This window comes from Paenibacillus filicis, assembly GCF_038070315.1.
GTDB classification, from domain to species: Bacteria; Bacillota; Bacilli; order Paenibacillales; family NBRC-103111; genus Paenibacillus_G; species Paenibacillus_G filicis.
In genome coordinates this window covers 146,771-162,075 of sequence record NZ_JBBPCC010000009.1, presented here as the reverse complement: position 1 = coordinate 162,075, position 15,305 = coordinate 146,771, and the positions used below count along the sequence as shown (strand labels likewise).

Genomic DNA, 15,305 nt, shown 5'->3' with positions numbered 1-15,305 from the left:
TCGCGGTCAGGCTGTGAGGAGGAGAAACGTTCCATTAACCTGGCAGCCCGGTCGTGCCCGCCGGCGGAGCGATTGCCGGTACCGGACCACTGCCCCCGACTTCTTCTGCGACCCCCGCTTCCTTGCGGAAAATAACGAAGCGGGACAGCAGCATCGCGATAAAGAACGTAACGAGTCCCATCATCCCGAGTGCCAGACAATCGTACGTAATTGACGAGTAATCGCCCGCCTTCACAAATACCGAGCGCATGCCGTCCAGGAAGTACGTCAATGGCAGCAGATGACCGAGCACCTGCAGCGCCTTCGGCATCGCTTCGAACGGCCAGGTGAACCCGGAGAGCAGGAACGACGGGACTGCGATCAGCATCGCTGTCTGAGTCGCCCCGAGCTGATTGCTGGAGAATAGGCTAATCAAATAGCCGATCCCGCACACGGCGAAGGTAAACGCCAGGACAACAGCGAGTCCTGCCAGCAAGCTGCCCATCAGCGGCGCTTTGAACGCATAGCTGGCAATCAGCATCGCCACGGTCGTATTGAATACATTGATGATGAAGTAAGGAACAGTCTTCGCATAAGCGATCTTCCAAGGGTCCTTCCGCCAAGCGGCAAAGACTCCCCACGTGCCTCTATCCTTCTCGCGCGTCACCGTCAGCGAAATGCCAAGGAACAGCACCTGCTGCAGAATCGCGCCGAGCAGGCCATACATCATGAAGTCACTGTAATTGAAGGTCGGATTGTACAGTACCCGATACCGGAAAGGAATCGGCGACAGCACATTGGCAACCTGCTCATCCTGCAGTCCCTGCTGCAATTGCAGCTTTTTGGCGGACAAGCCCATGCTGAAGGTCGTGATGACTTCATTGGCTCCCTTGGTCGCCGAATTGGAGTACAGCATGTTACTGCCGTCCACCCAGGTCATCAGCGGCAGCGTATGCCCCTGCTTCAGGCTGGCCTCGAACCGGCTCGGGATGAAGATCCCGACCCTCGCCTTGCCCGAGGAGATCGCCTGCTCCACCTCCTGCTCGGAGTGGGCTTCCATGGTCACCTGGAAAGTCTCGCTTTCGTCGAACGCCTGCACCATCTGGCGGCTCAGCGGACTCTGATCCTGGTCCATGACGATCGTCGTCATTTTCGTCACCTTGTGACTCGTATATAGCGAGCCGAACAAGAATAAATACATGACCGGGACGAAAAACAAGATCAAGAACAGCCTCCGGTCCCGGAATATTTCTTTCCACTCTGCGGCGATTACGCCGCCTATCTTAAGCTCGGACATGCGTCATCATCCTTCCGTCGTGCCGATCCATTGCAGCGTCATCCCGACCACAGCTCCGTCCGGCAGCCCCGGCAGCTCCACCTTGACGCCGAACGAACGCACATCCGTTTCACCTAACGTCTGCGTCGCTTTCTTGATCGCAAAATCCGGAGCCGCTGCGATGGATGTCACAGTGCCCGTGACTTCCTGGCCCGTTGCGAGCAGCTTGAGCCGAATCTTGTCGTTCACCTTCAGCCCGGCCAGCGATTTCTCCGTCATAAAAAATTTGGCCCACTGGGAGTCGGTCGCCTGAATCGAGAATACCGGGAACCCCGAGCCGACCAGTTCGCCCGCCTGTGCCGTCTGTGCCAGCACGATCCCGTCTGCCGGAGCGATCAGCTCCGCGTAGCTCTGATACGCCTCGGCCTCCTGCTGGGCGGCCTTGGCCTGCTGCTCGCCGGAGCTCGCCGATTGAATCGCGCCCTGCGCCTGCTGGATCGCCGCTTCTGCGGCAGTCACGTCGCCCTGGCGCACCAGCACCTGGGCGCGGCCCGCCTGGGCGAGACCGAGCGCAGCCTTGGCTTGCTCCAGCAGAGCCTCCGCACCGCGAACCTCTTCCTCGCGCGGCCCCTGATTCACGAGCGCGCGCTGCTGCTCGGCCAGCTCCAGCTTTGCCTTCGCTTCCTGATGGCTGACCTTCACTTTATCCACGTCCGCCTGGGCCACCAGCCCCTGCTCCAGCAAGGTCTGCATCCGCTTCAGGTTCTGATCGGCGATGTCGAATACCTGCTTGGCGGCTTGATACTGAATCTCCGCCTGCTGCTTCTCCTCCGGACGCGCACCGGTATGCAGGGCGTCGACTTTGGCCTGCGCGGCCTTCACCGCCGCCTCGGCTTGCGCGACCTGCTGCTCGGAGGCCTCTGCGGTGGCACTCACGCCCGCTGACGCCTGCTGCTTCTTGGCCTCAGCGGTCGCAGTTGCGCCCTTGGCCTCGGCGATCTTGCCTTGGGCGAGCGAAACAGCGGCTTTGGCCTGAGCGACCTTGGCCTCCAGCTCAGCGCTTTGCAGCCGGGCGAGCGGCTGTCCTTTTTTGACCATATCGCCTTCCTTCACCAGCACTTCTGTAATCCGTCCGCCGATCTTGAAGCTCGCGCCGACCTCATTCGTTTCGATATAAGCAGTCGGGTGGGACGACAGCCCGGTCTGCGCGCTGCCCGCCACTTGCTTGGATGAGAGCAGAAAGCCTCCCGTCCCGATCGCTACTGCCATCACTGAATAAACCACAGGTCGAATAAATCGCATAAAGTTCCCTCCATAAGGTGAAAGTAAATCCATCATAACCCGGTAAAAATCCGGTAAAGAAAAAGAGGCCCTAGCGGGCCGAGAGGCCATTCATCACGTAAAGCTGAAGCAGCTCGGATATTTTCTCATTGTCCAGCGGGGGATGCTTGAGCCCCCAGTCATGGACAAGAGCCAGATACAGCTTGAATAGAACGAAAGCGGTAATATGCGGATCGCACGGCTTCATCGTCCCCCCCGCTACAGCCCGCTCGATGTGCAAGGCTATGTACGACAGCGCCTCCTGCTCGATCAGATCGAGCGCCTGCTTCATCACGGGATTGCCGAATTCGCGCTCCTCCCGGAACAGCCTGATCAGCAGCTCATGCTCCTTGCGGAATACCAATATATTGTAGAGAGCGGCATGGATTCTCTCGAATGAGGAGAGTCCATGCTGCAGCAACGCCTGATCGGCCGCCTGCTTCATCTCGTCCGTCAGCGAACGGATAATTTCATGGAGCAGCTCCTCCTTGCTTGTGAAGTACAAGTACAAGGTGCCTTTGCCGACGCCTGCCAGCTTGGCAATATGTCCCATCGTCGTGCCCTTGAAGCCGAAGAGGGAAAAGGTTTGCTTGGCTGCTTCCAAGATGAGCGCTTTTTTAGGGTCCATTCTGATCTCCTCCAAAACTGACCAAAATAACAATTCGGTTCTGTGGTCAGTGATAACTATATCACACCCTCTTTTTCCTGGCAATCCTTCATTTGATTTTTATCTGCGGACCTGCTATCTTATTGTATAAATCGATTGGATGAAATTGAATTTAGCGAAATGCAACTCAGGAGGACGCCTTGAACCCCGACGAACTTTTAAAGCTGGAAAATCAGTTCTGCTTTGCCGTCTACGCTTGCTCCAGGGAGGTTACCAAGCTGTACCGCCCCCATCTGGATGAGTTGGGACTGACGTACACCCAGTATGTCGCCCTGCTGGCTCTATGGGAACGCGACGATATTACCGTGAAGGACCTGGGAGCCCGCCTGTATCTCGATTCGGGGACGCTGACCCCTCTGCTTAAGAAGCTGGAGAGCCTGAAGCTGCTGCGGCGCTTCCGCGATCCAGAGGACGAGCGCAGCGTCAGAATCCGCCTGACGCCCGAGGGCATCAAGCTCCGGGAGAAGGCGCTGGATATCCCGCAGAAGGTCTTCTGTCTCCCCGGCCTGCCAGCGGAGGAGATGAACGCGCTGAGATTGCGGCTGACCGACCTGCTTCAGCAGGTTCATACCTTGAATGTAACCTAGAGGAGGAAAAACGATGAGTGTATATCCATTTAACGTAAGCACGATTCGAGGAGAAGAGAAGTCCCTGGAGAGCTACGCCGGCCAGGTGCTGGTGATCGTCAATACAGCCAGCAAATGCGGCTTCACCCCACAGTATTCCGAACTGCAGAAGCTGTATGAAGCTTATAAAGACCGCGGCGTCACGGTGCTCGGCTTTCCCTGCAACCAGTTCGGAGCCCAGGAGCCCGGGACGAATGACGAAATCCATACCTTTTGCCAGCTGAACTACGGGGTCTCGTTCCCGCTGTTCGACAAGGTCGAGGTGCTTGGAGAGGACAAGCATCCGCTGTTTGCCTATCTGACGGAGCAGGCTCCGTTCGAAGGGTTTGATACCGAGCATCCGGGCGGCAAAATTTTGTCTTCCATACTGGAGCAGCAGGGGCTGCTGGAGGGCAATGACATCAAGTGGAATTTCACCAAGTTTCTGATCGACCGCGAGGGCCGCGTCGCAGGGCGCTTCGAATCCACCGTAGAGCCGGCCGACATGTACGCAGCGATCGAGGAGCTGCTGTAGTATAGATCTCAACTCCGCTATAATAACTCATAACCGCCGGGCTGCCGCGTATGTCACCTAGACTGCGCGCAGCCCGGCTTTTTGGTATGCCGGCTTTGTGGAAGCCGCTGCCTGACGGCCAGTCATATTTGTGATGGCAACCACAGCCGGTTGCGGGTATGATAGAGGCTGTAAGGTCTGCATGACCATGATCATGAGATGGAGGGACTTATTGTGGCATTGACTTATCAGGCATATCAGGATACTTATCAGGGACAGCAGGCTGTTACGCTGCAGACGGACCGTTACGAGGCAATCGTGCTGCCCGAGATCGGCGCGAATCTCATCGCATTCCGGGACAAGGTAACGGGCAGCAAGTTTTTGCGCGAGCCCGCTCCGGATGAAATGGAAGCGTTCTTAGCGAAGCCAGGCGTACACGGCATCCCCGTGCTCTTCCCTCCGAACCGCTTCGAGGATGGCAAGTTCCCTTGGAATGGCACGACCTACGAATGGCCGATTAATGAAGAGGCCCGGAATAACCGGCTGCATGGCTTCCTTCACACGATCCCCTGGAAAGTGGAGGAGTTCGGCACGACAGCGAGCAGCAGCTATGTCAGCCTTATACAGCGGGTGGATGCAGACCACGACCTGTACCGTCTGTTCCCCCACGCTTTCACCTTCCGGCTTCGTTATACGCTGACCGAGGACGGCCTGCAGCAGCAGGTAAGCATCCGTAACGATGGTCTCAGCGCCATGCCTTGCCTGGTCGGGTTCCATACAGCGATTAACGCGCCTTTCGAGCCGGGCAGCCACAACAGCGACTGCTCCTTTACTCTGACGATCGGCCAGCGCCGCGAGATGAGTGAGCGGATGCTCCCGACCGGCAACTTCCAGCCGCTGAATGAGGACGAGCAGGCGATGAAGGCCACAGGGGCCTCACCGTTCTTCGAGCCGCTCGACAACCATTACACCGCGGAGCCGCAGGGTGGCCGCAATCGGATGGTGCTGACGGACACACGCACCGGTACGAAGCTGATCTACGATGCAGGCACCGCCTATAAGTATTGGATGGTCTGGAACAACCAGGCTGCCGGCGGCTATTTCTGCCCCGAGCCTCAAGTTAATCTCGTCAATGCTCCCAATACCGGCCTGCCGGCAGAAGAAACCGGCCTCATCTCCGTCGAGCCCGGGGAGATCTGGGAAGAGACGAGCCGGTTTTATGTCGTCCGTCAGGCCTAGTTCTGCTCGGATGTATAGGGATTTAGGGGTGGTCTTCCGGGCTTCCGGCCGTTTTTTCCAAGAAAAGACGGGATTAGCCTTCAAAACCAAGGCTCTGTCACCGATATAATCGGTACAGAGCCTTTTTATTTCCATGAAGATGAAAAACAAAGATACGCTTATGCAGGAAAAGCGTCATTTTTTGTCGAACTTATCTTCGACTTCTTGCAATCAATGAACTCTGAAAAAATACTGGTGTGGAAGGTGTTTCTCTCTTGGAAAAGTCAACCGTAATCGGCATTATCCTAGGTTTCGCTGCAGTTATTGTGGGTATGATTCTGAAGGGCGCTAATCCCGCGGCCCTGCTCAATCCCGCAGCCATCATGATCATTATTGTCGGTACGGCCGCTTCGCTCTTTATCGGCTTCTCGCTCGAGGAGATGAAGCTGTTTCCCAAATTGCTCAAAATCGTCTTCACGGAGCAAAAATCGATTCCCAAAATGGATCTGATCAATATGTTCACCGACTGGGTGTCGATCACGCGCCGCGAAGGTCTGCTGGCCATGGAGAGCAAGGTCGAGGAAATTCAAGACCCGTTCTTGCGTAACGGGATGCGGATGATCATTGACGGAAACGACCAGGATTTTGTCCACGACGTTCTGATGGAGGATATTCATGCCATGCAGGAGCGCCACCGGTCAGGCGCCCAGATCTTTACACAGGCCGGTACATACGCACCAACGCTGGGGGTTCTCGGCGCGGTTGTCGGTCTGATCGCGGCCCTCAGCAACCTGAATGAAGTCGAAGCGCTCGGCCACCTGATCTCCGCCGCCTTCGTCGCGACGCTGCTCGGTATTTTCACCGGCTACGTGCTCTGGCATCCGATCGCGAACAAGCTGAAGCAGAAGTCCAAGAAGGAAGTTGAAATCCGTCTGATGATGGTGGAAGGCCTGCTGTCCATTCAATCGGGGATTTCCTCTACGGCCGTGAAGCAGAAGCTGATGGTCTTCGTACCAACGTCTCAGCGGGATGAGAAGAAGGATAACAAAGCGGGGAACCCAAATGAGTAAAAAGAAGCATAGCGAGCATCACGAAGAGCATGTGGACGAGTCCTGGCTCATCCCCTATGCCGATCTGCTGACGCTGCTGCTGGCGCTATTCATTATTTTGTTCGCCTCCAGCCAGACCGACTCCAAGAAATACAATAGCATCATGCGTTCGTTAAATCAGGCGTTTCAGGGGGGCGTCGGAGCCTTCGAATCGTCCAATCTGATCCCGATCACCACGGAGCCGAATATGGAGGCCAAGAAGTACGATCAGCCTACTTCGGCGCAGGCTCAGGAGACCGAAGCCGAGCAGCAGATCCAGAAGGAGCAGAAGGATCTGGAGCAGCTGAAGAAGAAGCTGGACGAGTACATTAATGAAAACAGCCTATCGGCCCAGCTCGATACGAAGCTGACCGAGGACCTGCTGATGATTACGATTCGCGACAATGCGCTGTTCTCCTCCGGATCGGCTAATGTGAAGCCGGAAGCCAAGCTGCTGGCAGTCGCCATCTCCGATATGCTGGCGCAATATCCCAATTACCGGATTGAGGTCGCCGGCCATACGGACAACGTGCCGATCGGAACCGCCGCCTTCGAGACGAACTGGGATCTGAGCTCCAAGCGGGCCTTGAACTTTATGAAGATTCTGCTGGAAAACGCCCAGGTCGGACCGGAGCGCTTCCGCTCGATCGGCTACGGGGAGTACCATCCGATCGATACGAATGACACGGCCGAAGGCCGGGCGAAGAACCGCCGCGTGGAGGTTAGTATACTGCGGAGCATCAAGCCGCCGCAGATCAAGGATGTTCCTAAATAACCGTTCGTTATCAAGTACAGCAGCTGCTCTTACAGCTAAAAAACCGTTATTTCGTACAGGGTGAGCGAAGCTCCCGTGTATGAAATAACGGTTTTCTTTTGTTTACCGGACGGATCTCCTGTTGCTGTGACAGGGTCGCCTGATAAGGATACGGCATGACTAGCTAATCCAGCGTAACGACCTTTCCGCCTGTCTTTCCTGTCAACCGCTCCACTGGGAAGGCCTGGCGGATCGGAATCATGACCGCCAGAGCCGCGGCGGCCTTGATCGCATCGCCCAGCAAGTACGGATAGCAGCCCTGGACCATGGCCTTGGCAAAAGGCAGGCCTGTTACGTGAGACAGCCATGGAATGCCGCTCACATAGATCAGCCAGGAGCCGAATACGAGCAGCACCGCGTAAGCCGCTACGTAACTGACCACTCCGTTCAGTCGGATACGGGATAACAGCCAGCCGATCAGCAGCGCCGAGAACGGCCACATGATGATATAACCTCCGGTCGCTCCAAGCAGCACGTGAAGGCCACCCGCGCCGTGCATCAAAGGAAACCCTAAAGCTGTCAGCACGACGACGAGAGCGATGCTCAAGAAGCCGTATAGCGGTCCCAGCAGAGCGCCCGCCAGCATGACCGCCAGCGTCTGAAGCGTAATCGGCACGGGGGAAAAGCCCAGCGGAATGCTGATATATCCGAATAGGACAAGCAGTGCCGCAAATAACGCACTGAAAACAATACCGCGAAGCGTAAGTTTCATGATTGAACAATCCTCCTGTTTTTGCTATGGTAAGAGAAGAAAATCACGTTAACCATTCATGTTATTATAAGGTTAACAAATCGGATTGTAGCATAAACTACCAGCAAGTGAAAGGGTTATTTTTATGACGAATTCGGGCATTCCTCCGTTTCTTTCTTTGCAGCAGGCAACCGTACATTTTTCCACCGGGACTGGGACCGGCACCAGCCGTCAAGCTCTCAACGGAATCACGCTCGATATCCGGCAGGGTGAATTCGTCGCCCTGGTCGGCCCCAATGGCAGCGGCAAAAGCACCCTCGCCAGCGTTATGCTAGGCCTTTGTCCTCTATCCAGAGGAAATTGCATGCTTCAGGAAGGAGCCTTGCTGCGCGGCGTTCTCCAGCAGCCGGATACACAGGTGCTGGGCGACACGATCGAGGAGGAGCTGGCGCTCACCCGCGCCCATCTCGGGGAAAGCGCAGAGCAGCTGGAGAGCTTACGAGAGGCGGCCCTCCGTAAGGTCGGACTCCGGCTGCCTGCGGATACCCCCTTCTCGGCCTTGTCCGGGGGGCAGCGCCAGCTCGTCAACCTTGCCCTGGCGCTATCCTTGCGTCCAAGCGGGCTCTTGCTGGACGAAGCGACAGCTATGCTGGACCCGCATATCCGCGAGCAGGTACTCGCTGTGGTAGCTACCGCTCATCGGGAAGGCATGACGGTTATCTGGATCACGCACCGGATGGAAGAGGCCGCTGCGGCTGACCGCATCATCGCGCTGGAGGCGGGCAAAATCGCCTTTGACGGTACGCCAGAGGCGTTCTTCTACGGTTCGGGCGTGGAATCCACTCAACTAGTGACAGTTCCCGCCGCAGGCTCCTCGGCGGCCGTGCAGTCGCGCGGTACTTCAGAGGATGCCGACGGGTCTGGGGCGAACTCCCCGGACCCGCAGTCTGCTTGCGAGCGCCTTGCACTGGAGCTTCCCTTCGTCGTCCAGACGGTCCGGGCGCTGCGCCGCCGCGGCCTGTCCGTCTCCGGCCGGCCTTTATTCCCGGAGCAGCTAGCTGTGTCACTCCGTGCATCCGTTCCTGCGGGAACAGGAGGTGCCAGCCGATGACCTTGACCCTCAACCAGGCATCCGCGGCTGCTCCGGATGATCCGAAGCGTCTGCTGCTGCAGCCGCTTGATCTGACTTTGGATGCTGGAAGCATCACTTTATTGATCGGACAGACCGGTTCAGGCAAGTCCACCCTGCTGCAACTGCTGGCCGGACTCCGTGCTCCGGCTGCCGGAGAGGTCCGGCTGGACGGAGAATCTCTGTGGCGCAAGGGACGTGTCGAACGACGCTTGCTGCTGCCGCTCGGTCTCGTCTTTCAATTTCCCGAACAGCAGCTGTTCGCCCGGACAATCCGGCACGAATTCGCCTATTCGCTGCGCCCTTTCCGTCTGAGCCCCGGCGAGGAGGAGCAGCGCATCCGTGAAGCCCGTAATGTCTGGGACGGCAGGAGCGTCTTCGCCCCGGAGCTGTCGCCGTTCACGCTAAGCGGCGGACAGCGGCGCAGGCTGGCCTTGGCGACAACGGCCGCAGCCGATCCGGCGTGGCTGCTGATGGATGAACCTACCGCCGGCCTCGAAGCGGCCGGCGTGCTGGAGCTGCTGGCCGCGATCCGTGAGCGGCGCGAGGCCGGCGCGGGCACCGTCATCGCCACGCATGACCTGGATACCTTCCTGCCACTGGCGGACCGCGTCCTTGTGCTGCAAGACGGCCAAGTTGCAGCAGACCTACCGCCCCGGGAGCTCTGCGCGCAGCCTGACCTGCTGCTGCAGACCCGCGTCGGCCTGCCAAGCTGCACTGCGGTCTCCGCAGCGTTCAGCCGGCATGGGCTGACCCTTCCGCCGGATCGGCTCACCGCCGAAGAGATGGCGGAAGCCATCGCTGCCGCGCTGGAAGCGGCGCCTGCCTGGGACGCAGACGGTATGCAGATGTCTCCAGCAGTCCCTGTTCCTGCGCCCAACGAACGATATCGTGGGAACAGCGACGCGCCTTCATCTCGTACCGGGACGGGAGGCGACGAAGAAACCAGGCAGTTGACTGAGAACCCCCGACAAGATCATACCGGCAGAGGCATATCGCCATCCGCTGATAACCGGATCAGACCTTCCGCCCTTCTCACGTCTCAGGAAGAAATTGCTGGAGCCGGCAGCCGCAATCTTACCTCTTCAGGTACATGGCTGCAGCGGCTTGACCCGCGATCCAAGTGGCTGCTGTACGTTCTGCTCGTAGCAGGGGGGCTGCTGCAAGAAGGCTGGACTGGGCTCACGATAGCTCTGATCCCGGTGCTGCTCGGCATTCTCACGCTGCCGCGATCAGGACTGCGGAGCTTGCTTAAGTTTATGAAGCCGCTGGGCATTTTCTTCGCGCTTTCCATCGGGCTTGCCGGACTCACGCTAACAACCGACGGCGGTTGGCCTTCATTCGGTTTTTCCGCCGAGCAAGCAGGAACAACCACTCTGCGTCTGTATCGTCTGCTGATCATCACCCTGGCTAGTCTATGGTTCGCCGTCAGCACGCCCTACGGGCGAATGACCGAAGGGCTGAATTGGGCGCTGGGGCATCTCAGGAATATGAAGCTGCCTGTCGATTCGTTCGCCTTGGCCGTTTCCCTGATCTTCCGGTTTATTCCGATGATTCTCAGCGAATGGGAGCGATTCTCCCTGATTGTCCGAGCAAGGGGCAAGGCCCCGCTGCGTCCCGGAACCGTGAGATTCCGCGACATCCCGGCGCTCGTCGTGCCCCTCCTGCTCTCCTTATTCCAACGGGCGGAGAACATGACAACGGCCATGGAGATGAAGGGACTGAGCGGCAAGTCGCTCCAGTCTGCGCGGCCTTCGCTGCTAAGCTGGAAGAGAATCGATACGATGCTGGCCCTTCTAGGTGTGGGCTGGCTAGCTGTACTGATTGCGCTTCGATAAGTGATCAGCCCACTCGTGCAGAACAAAGAACCGTCCTCCGATCGCTAGGGATCAGAGGACGGTTCTTGCCTTGTCTGGATGTGCCTCCATTAGCCTGTATTCCTCGGCCGGAAAAAGAAAGAACCGGGCCATTGCCGCCCGGCTCCATGCCTTCCAATTAGTTCAATCCGGCCTTCGCGAATACACGGTCAAAGCCCGCTTTTGAACGCTCCAGCAGCGTCTTGGCAGCGTCAGTCGGCGGCGCGGGGAGCAGCACCTCCTGCGCGACCGGACCGTTATAGCCGATCCGCTGCAGTGCCTGCAGGTACGCAGCAGCGTCAATGACGCCTTCCCCGGTGTAAAGACGCTGATTGTCCAGCACCTCTTCAACCGGTACATCCGGCGCATCGTTGATATGAACATGAACGATTTGGTGGGCGCTCAGGCGCTCCAGCTCCGCAGGAGCAAGTCCCGTCGTATACGCGTGATACACATCAAACAGCAGACCGACATTGCTCTCGCCGATCGCATCGATCCAGGTCAGGGTGTCGTCCATCGTCCATAGGAACGGATGCTGCCAGCGGGTCCGCAGATGATGCGGGCCGACGAATTCCAGACCGAGGCGGATGCCGTAGGCGCCCAGCAGCTGGGCGACCACCCGTAGACGCTTAGTCGCCTGTGCGAGGAAAGGTGCAGGCAGCGCGTCAGTCGCAGGCAGGACATACGTGCAGCAGCGCGTGCATCCGAGGGCAGCAGCACCGGCTGCTGCCGCAGCCAGCAGCGGCAGCCCGGCGCGGAATGCTTCGTCCGTCGTCCGCCATTCGACATTCAGGGAGAACGAGCCCAGCTCGACTCCATGCTGCTCCAGGCTTGCGCGGATGCTCTCTACCCGCTCTGGCTCGGCTAAGTCTGCCGCATTCAGATCCACGCTCTGGAAGCCGTAAGCGGCAGCCAGCGCAATAAATTGCTCATTCGTACCTACGTCACCCAGACCGGCGCGTGTTAATCCCCGTTTCATACGTTGTCCGCCTTTCCGGAGCCGATTGCGCCCCAATCCAAGATCACTTCATGCCCGGTCCGGGACGATTCGTAGATCGCGTCAAGTACCAGGTTGCTCGTCAAGCCGGAAAGCGTCGGGCTGATCGGTTCCTTGTTCTCGCGGATACATTCCAGAAAGTGACGGCTCAGGCGCAGACGCTCGCCTTCGTCATCCTCAGGACGCGACAGCAGCGTCTCCAGCGGGCGGTCGAATTTCTCCATAAGCAGCTTGCCGGACGCACCACGGTACGTAGCGCCGCCCTCGGTTCCCATCAGGTGAACGAACGGCGTATTGTCCGTATCCATATGCACCGCCCAGCTAACTTCCAGCGTCAGCGTGCTGCCGTCTTCCATCTTGATCAGGGCTGTGGCCAAGTCTTCGACGTCATAGACCCCGCTCCAATCCGGCTTGCCCCAGGTGCCGATGCCTTTACGCTTCGGTCCGAATTCGTCATAAGTCGATCCGAATACGGAGACCGGCTTCGGGTTGCCCATCAGGAACAGAGCCAGATCGAGCATATGAACGCCGATATCGATCAGCGGGCCGCCCCCGGATTGGTCCATGCGGGTAAACCACGTGCCCCAGCCCGGAATCCCCTTGCGGCGGAACCAGCCGGTTTTGGCCGTATAGATCCGGCCCAGCTCTCCACGCTCCACCTGCTGGCGGATCATCATCGGGACAGCTTCCCAGCGCATCTGATGAGCGACCATCAGCTTGCGGTCCGAACGCTGCGAGGCTTCCCAGATTTGACGGGCAGCCTGTCCGTTAAGAGCCATGGGCTTCTCGACCAGCACATGCTTGCCGGCTTCCAGTGCCGCAACTGCCAGCTGGGCGTGGAATTGATTCGGTACTCCGATGATGACCGCATCCACGTGCGGGCTATGGATCACTTCCTCAGGCGTGCTGACCACATGCGGAATACCGAATTCCTGCGCACGCTGCTCGGCCAAAGGCAAATACATATCGGTTAAGGTTGTAATCTCACATTGCTCGGCCAGCTTGGAGAACTCGCGCATATGCACGTGTCCGATATTCCCAGCCCCGATAATCCCAATTCGAATACGCTCTGATTGACTCATTGTTTGTTCCCATCCCATCTCTACAGACTTTTGCGTCACAATCATGATAAAATGAAAACGATTGCTCTGCATGCCCTCAATTTCGATAAATGTCTCAAAATTTCGGAAGGAAGCTGAAGCCTAACCATGACCTACTTTCCAAAATATCTCAAAACCTATCCAAATAGGAATGCTTCGCTTCCCTTTGATCTTAAAATAAGCCGTCTGGCGCAAGGCTATCCCGCGCACCGGCATGATTTTATTGAATTTTCCTTCGTCATCGAAGGCAGCGGGAGCGAGTCGATCAACGGCGTCAACCATCCGATGAAGCCCGGCACCTTCACCTTCGTGCTCCCGTATCAGGTTCACGAGCTGTTTACCGAACCAGGCAGCATGCTGGTCCTGTACAATGGCAACTTCGACATGGAGCTGATGACGGAGCCGGGCAGCAGCTTCGCGCTCGCGGAGCTGCTTACCGATTCCGAGTCGCTGCCTCCGTTTACCTATTTCGAGGAACAAGCGGCCAAAAGCATCCGCACGGTTCTCGAGGAAATTCACCAGGAGTTCCTCGGCGATAGCCGCTGGCGCGACGTGCTGCTGGTGTCCAAGCTCAAGGAGCTGCTGATTGCCTTCGACCGTGAGCGTCACCGCAAGCTTACTCTGAGCGGCCAGTCCGCTGCGGCCACTCTCTCTGCCATCCCGGCGGCAGCGCCCCCCGGCACAGTGCCTGAGCAATCGCCGGCTGGGCCAGCAGTAGCGGCCTCCGAGTCCGTATGGCGGATTATCCATTATATCCATACGCACTACCAGGAGGAGGAACTGTCGCTGGCCAGCCTGTCCAGACAGTTCTCGATCAGCGTCTCTCGCATCAGCGAGCTGCTAAAGCAGGCAACCGGCCAAACCTTCGTCCCGTTCCTGCACGACCTGAGGCTCCGTCATGCCTGCGGTCTTCTCGCTTCGACGGAAATGACGATTGCCGAGATCGCCCATGAGGTCGGCTGCGGCTCCTTCAAGACGTTCTCCCGCATCTTCCGTGAATCCAAGGGCATGCTGCCCTCCGCTTACCGCAAAGCAAAGAGGGATGCGCAGCGCGCATCCCTCCCTGAATCCTGATTCCGGGCCCCTTGTGCGGGCCCGGCTCCTTATTTGAAGCTTACTTTGCTTAAAAACTGCTTGGGCGTACACGCATTGTAACGCTTGAACAGCTCGTAGAAATGCGCCATATTGCCGATGCCGACCTCTTCGGCGATCTCCGCCACGCTCTGCCTGCCGGTCACCAGCAGACGCTCCGCCTTGGCGATCCGCCTGCGGTTGACATAATCGGTGAATGACATGCCCATCGTTTTCTTGAAGTATCGAGAGAAATAATAATAGCTCATGCCGGCCATCTGGCTGATCTGCTCCAGATCGAGCCGCTCCTCCAGATGTTCGTCGATGTGATCCAGAATCGGCCGGATCACCTCAGCGTCGACGTACTCATGAGGCTGAAGCAGCCCTTTCGCATCATGGCGCAGCAGCGTCAGCATCAGATGCTTCACATGCATACTGGCCGCGATCTCATATCCCTTGGCTCCATCACGCACTTCGCGGTGAATTTCCTCGATGAGACGCCCAACATCCTTCCGGACCTGCTCGTCTTCGAACATCTCGTTCAGCTCGTCAAGCGGATGAAGCGCTTCGGAGAAGTGACGGTAATAGCTCATCATCGCCGGGTCGAAATACGCCTGCAGATCGACATGCAGCACTGTATGCACCATTTCTTCATCCCCGAGCTTGCGCGGTGCATGCAGCCTGGAAGCCCCGATCAGCATCACATCACCGGGCCCTAGAATATAGAGACGATTCGGCATCCGAATCTCATGAAGCCCTCTCTGAACCAGGATGAACTCCACTTCCTTATGATAATGCCACAGCCCATTGGACGGACATTCGATCTGGTCGCTGATGAACTGGTCCACCTTCAGCCGGAGTGCAGGGTTTTGGTACGTAATCGGTTCCTGAAAAAAATCCATGGCAGGTCCACCTTGCTTTCGCCTTGGCAAATTTGAATAGGAATGCAGCAAATCGCCGCATATACAAAGAAGTCCCCC

General features: G+C 57.7%; 15 protein-coding genes. 8 read left to right on the top strand and 7 right to left on the bottom strand.

From position 1 onward, the window contains the following. Positions 1-34: 34 nt before the first annotated feature. From WMW72_RS15575 to WMW72_RS15565, 3 genes are all read right to left on the bottom strand, one after another. Positions 35-1,276, bottom strand: coding sequence for an ABC transporter permease (locus WMW72_RS15575; RefSeq protein WP_341416423.1), 1,242 nt, complete (start codon positions 1,274-1,276; stop codon positions 35-37). 6 nt (positions 1,277-1,282) lie between these two features. Then, entirely contained in the window at positions 1,283-2,524 is a 1,242-nt protein-coding gene (locus WMW72_RS15570) for an HlyD family secretion protein (protein ID WP_341416422.1), read from the bottom strand. A 103-nt stretch (positions 2,525-2,627) separates the two neighbouring features. Further along, a complete protein-coding gene (locus tag WMW72_RS15565; protein ID WP_341416523.1) occupies positions 2,628-3,209 on the bottom strand; it encodes a TetR/AcrR family transcriptional regulator in 582 nt (193 codons plus the stop codon). A gap of 173 nt (positions 3,210-3,382) precedes the next feature. Here WMW72_RS15565 and WMW72_RS15560 point away from each other — a divergent pair, with 173 nt between their 5' ends. The 5 genes from WMW72_RS15560 to motB all read left to right on the top strand — a co-directional run bounded on the left by WMW72_RS15560 (position 3,383) and on the right by motB (position 7,442). Further along, positions 3,383-3,829 (top strand): MarR family winged helix-turn-helix transcriptional regulator, encoded by a 447-nt coding sequence (locus WMW72_RS15560; protein WP_341416421.1) that lies wholly within the window; start codon positions 3,383-3,385, stop codon positions 3,827-3,829. Positions 3,830-3,842: 13 nt separating this feature from the next. Next, positions 3,843-4,382, top strand: a complete 540-nt coding sequence (locus tag WMW72_RS15555) for a glutathione peroxidase (RefSeq protein WP_341416420.1) — start codon at positions 3,843-3,845, stop codon at positions 4,380-4,382. Between the two features lie 219 nt (positions 4,383-4,601). Further along, positions 4,602-5,600 (top strand): aldose 1-epimerase, encoded by a 999-nt coding sequence (locus WMW72_RS15550; protein ID WP_341416522.1) that lies wholly within the window; start codon positions 4,602-4,604, stop codon positions 5,598-5,600. A 254-nt stretch (positions 5,601-5,854) separates the two neighbouring features. Continuing rightward, positions 5,855-6,649, top strand: a complete 795-nt coding sequence (gene motA, locus WMW72_RS15545; RefSeq protein WP_341416419.1) for a flagellar motor stator protein MotA — start codon at positions 5,855-5,857, stop codon at positions 6,647-6,649. After that, positions 6,642-7,442, top strand: a complete 801-nt coding sequence (gene motB / locus WMW72_RS15540) for a flagellar motor protein MotB (RefSeq protein WP_341416418.1) — start codon at positions 6,642-6,644, stop codon at positions 7,440-7,442. Before motA ends, motB begins: the two co-directional genes overlap by 8 nt. 163 nt (positions 7,443-7,605) lie before the next feature. On the opposite strand, the gene WMW72_RS15535 is transcribed toward motB, so the two are convergent. Then, positions 7,606-8,193: a biotin transporter BioY gene (locus WMW72_RS15535; RefSeq protein ID WP_341416417.1), complete on the bottom strand. Its 588-nt coding sequence runs from the start codon at positions 8,191-8,193 to the stop codon at positions 7,606-7,608. A gap of 124 nt (positions 8,194-8,317) precedes the next feature. Between WMW72_RS15535 and WMW72_RS15530 the strand changes: the two genes are divergently transcribed. Both WMW72_RS15530 and WMW72_RS15525 read left to right on the top strand, forming a co-directional pair. Beyond that, on the top strand, positions 8,318-9,283 hold the full coding sequence (locus WMW72_RS15530; RefSeq protein ID WP_341416416.1) for an energy-coupling factor ABC transporter ATP-binding protein: 966 nt from the start codon (positions 8,318-8,320) through the stop codon (positions 9,281-9,283). Then, complete coding sequence (locus WMW72_RS15525) at positions 9,280-11,139, top strand: ATP-binding cassette domain-containing protein (protein ID WP_341416415.1); 1,860 nt, start codon at positions 9,280-9,282, stop codon at positions 11,137-11,139. The genes WMW72_RS15530 and WMW72_RS15525 overlap by 4 nt, the downstream gene beginning before the upstream one ends. Before the next feature lie 157 nt (positions 11,140-11,296). On the opposite strand, the gene WMW72_RS15520 is transcribed toward WMW72_RS15525, so the two are convergent. Together WMW72_RS15520 and WMW72_RS15515 are read right to left on the bottom strand one after the other, a co-directional pair. Next, positions 11,297-12,136, bottom strand: a complete 840-nt coding sequence (locus WMW72_RS15520; RefSeq protein ID WP_341416414.1) for a sugar phosphate isomerase/epimerase family protein — start codon at positions 12,134-12,136, stop codon at positions 11,297-11,299. Further along, complete coding sequence (locus WMW72_RS15515) at positions 12,133-13,236, bottom strand: Gfo/Idh/MocA family protein (protein ID WP_341416413.1); 1,104 nt, start codon at positions 13,234-13,236, stop codon at positions 12,133-12,135. Before WMW72_RS15515 ends, WMW72_RS15520 begins: the two co-directional genes overlap by 4 nt. A gap of 126 nt (positions 13,237-13,362) precedes the next feature. Between WMW72_RS15515 and WMW72_RS15510 the strand changes: the two genes are divergently transcribed. Further along, complete coding sequence (locus WMW72_RS15510) at positions 13,363-14,328, top strand: helix-turn-helix domain-containing protein (protein ID WP_341416412.1); 966 nt, start codon at positions 13,363-13,365, stop codon at positions 14,326-14,328. A gap of 29 nt (positions 14,329-14,357) precedes the next feature. On the opposite strand, the gene WMW72_RS15505 is transcribed toward WMW72_RS15510, so the two are convergent. Beyond that, a complete protein-coding gene (locus tag WMW72_RS15505; protein ID WP_341416411.1) occupies positions 14,358-15,227 on the bottom strand; it encodes a helix-turn-helix transcriptional regulator in 870 nt (289 codons plus the stop codon). Between the last annotated feature and the right edge of the window lie 78 nt (positions 15,228-15,305).

Coding starts and splice junctions, on each gene's coding strand:
- WMW72_RS15515 (WP_341416413.1), bottom strand. CDS start 13,236: ATGAGTCAATCAGAGCGTATTCGAATTGGGATTATCGGGGCTGGGAAT.
- WMW72_RS15570 (WP_341416422.1), bottom strand. CDS start 2,524: ATGGCAGTAGCGATCGGGACGGGAGGCTTTCTGCTCTCATCCAAGCAA.
- motB (WP_341416418.1), top strand. CDS start 6,642: ATGAGTAAAAAGAAGCATAGCGAGCATCACGAAGAGCATGTGGACGAG.
- WMW72_RS15505 (WP_341416411.1), bottom strand. CDS start 15,227: ATGGATTTTTTTCAGGAACCGATTACGTACCAAAACCCTGCACTCCGG.
- WMW72_RS15555 (WP_341416420.1), top strand. CDS start 3,843: ATGAGTGTATATCCATTTAACGTAAGCACGATTCGAGGAGAAGAGAAG.
- WMW72_RS15520 (WP_341416414.1), bottom strand. CDS start 12,136: ATGAAACGGGGATTAACACGCGCCGGTCTGGGTGACGTAGGTACGAAT.
- WMW72_RS15575 (WP_341416423.1), bottom strand. CDS start 1,276: ATGTCCGAGCTTAAGATAGGCGGCGTAATCGCCGCAGAGTGGAAAGAA.
- WMW72_RS15530 (WP_341416416.1), top strand. CDS start 8,318: ATGACGAATTCGGGCATTCCTCCGTTTCTTTCTTTGCAGCAGGCAACC.
- WMW72_RS15535 (WP_341416417.1), bottom strand. CDS start 8,193: ATGAAACTTACGCTTCGCGGTATTGTTTTCAGTGCGTTATTTGCGGCA.
- WMW72_RS15525 (WP_341416415.1), top strand. CDS start 9,280: ATGACCTTGACCCTCAACCAGGCATCCGCGGCTGCTCCGGATGATCCG.
- WMW72_RS15510 (WP_341416412.1), top strand. CDS start 13,363: ATGACCTACTTTCCAAAATATCTCAAAACCTATCCAAATAGGAATGCT.